We start from the raw sequence: 2,039 nt of genomic DNA, 5'->3' as shown, positions 1-2,039 counted from the left end.
GAAAATATCTTTGCAGATCAAAATGAGTCCATCATTGAACCAGATGCTGAAGATGTTGAAGGCTTTGAAATCTTTATGGAAAGATATAAGAACTGCCTGCCTGTTGAGAGAGCAGCGGTTGACTATTTAAAATAATCGAAGGTTTAGATAGAAAAACCCTTAATATATACTTTTCAAAGCAAAAATAGATATCTTATAAAATTCTGATTATTCTAGTTAACTGATCTCAATCAAGGAAGATTTGCTTGCTATTTTAAATTAATAATTCATATCCTTTAGCAGGAGGAGAAAATATGCCTGATTATGGTTCGATAATTAGTTTAGTAAAGACACCTATAGTAAAAGAATCTTTAGTAATGGTAGGCCAAATAGTGTGATAATTTATATATAATTAGCTAAGAGTATAAAAAGCAGAGGAAATAGCAATGGTGGAGACTATTGCTATACAAATATCAATTTGCTATTAATCCTGAGGTTATTAACACCTTAATTCTTAGTATAAATATTAAAATACCGCTTTTATTTTAATAAAATGGTAAAATACAAGTTAGATTAAAAGATCACTATTGCTTATCTACTAATTATGATTTTATTAGATTTTCGTTAGATATAATGATAAATGGTAATAAGCTATATATAACCATCTAAATTATGAAGAACGTTTGCTTATATTTACAATAAATAAAGATGATCTTTTAATTTATATATTAATCAAGACAAATTATTGATTAGACTGAAATAGCCAGTTTGTTAAATAAAGGAGTATGATAATTATGCACACTAATAGGTTGCCTAAATATATTCAGGTAAAGAATAATATTGAAAAGATAATCAATAGTGGTCAACTAAAGCCAAGAGATAAATTGCCTACAGAAAGTGAATTATGTGAAATATATGGTGTTAGTAGGCATACTATCAGAAAAGCACTTAATATCTTAGAACAAGATGGTCTTGTCTATAAAAAGCAAGGATTAGGGACGTTCTGTAGTGATAATCAAAAGAAGAAGACCTACAATATAGGTTTTATCAGTATCAGCTTGCATGATTATATTTTTTCTGATATCTTAGCTGGAATTGATAGCGTTTTGCATAAGAATGGCTATCAGATTATCTTAGGTAATTCTAAGGATGACCACTATAGAGAGAAAGAGATTCTTAATGAATTTTTAAAAAAAGATGTAGATGGACTGATTATTGAACCAGCTAAAAGTGGTTATGCTTATCCAAATATTAATCTGTTAGAACGTTTTGTAGATAATAATATACCAGTGGTAATTCTTGATAGTGATTTTGATAATAATAAGTTTAATTATGTTACAGTAAATGATCAACAAGGTGGGTATTTAGCTACAAATCACTTCATAGAAGAAGGCCATGAAAATATTGCTGTAATCTATAAAGGGCTTCATAAGCCATCAATTAATCGTTTTAAAGGATATGAACAGGCTTTAAAGGAGAATAATATTCCTGTCTATAATGACTATATCAAGAAATATTATATCTCTGAATTTGAAAATTTACAGAACTTTGAACAAGAGATAAAGTCTTTGGTAATTGAATTACTAGAAGTCGATAAATCTCCAACAGCTATCTTCTGTTTTAATGATCAAGTAGCCATTTTAGTAAAGGAGATATTAGATGATTTGAACTATCAAATACCAGAAGACATCTCTATTATAGGTTTTGATGATTCAAAATTAGTAAGATTAAGGCATATATCAATTACTTCCGTTACTCATCCTAAGATGATAGCTGGTGAAAGAGCAGCTAATATTATTTTAGAGAATATTGATAGTGGAGTTATCGATTCAAACAAAAAGATTACCTTTGCACCTAAGCTCATTGAACGAGATTCTGTTAACGAAATAAACAAGAATTATTATTTGGATAATCTTGCTTGAATCCATAATTTTTGTAAAGGTAAAACTATAATTTATTATAAAAAAAGGAGAGTGGAAAGAATGAAATTTTTTATTGATACTGCAAATTTAGAAGAGATTAAGAAGGCTGCTGCTTTAGGCGTTGTGGATGGTGTAACT

At 28.5% G+C, this 2,039-nt stretch carries 1 protein-coding gene and 1 pseudogene; both read left to right on the top strand.

All coding sequences use genetic code 11. From position 1 onward, the window contains the following. Window positions 1-773: 773 nt before the first annotated feature. Window positions 774-1,901, top strand: a complete 1,128-nt coding sequence (locus BX659_RS18570) for a GntR family transcriptional regulator (protein ID WP_172432028.1) — start codon at window positions 774-776, stop codon at window positions 1,899-1,901. 60 nt (window positions 1,902-1,961) lie between these two features. Beyond that, a pseudogene (locus tag BX659_RS19775) lies at window positions 1,962-2,039 on the top strand (fructose-6-phosphate aldolase); the annotation flags it as partial.

Source organism: Orenia metallireducens (assembly GCF_003001995.1).
Classification (GTDB): Bacteria; Bacillota; Halanaerobiia; order Halobacteroidales; family Halobacteroidaceae; genus Orenia; species Orenia metallireducens_B.
Note: the sequence above shows the minus strand (reverse complement) of the source record. Positions and strands in the feature narration are given on the sequence as shown.

What these genes read in the sequence shown, in the direction of transcription:
- BX659_RS18570 (WP_172432028.1), top strand. Translation starts at nt 774, where the DNA reads ATGCACACTAATAGGTTGCCTAAATATATTCAGGTAAAGAATAATATT.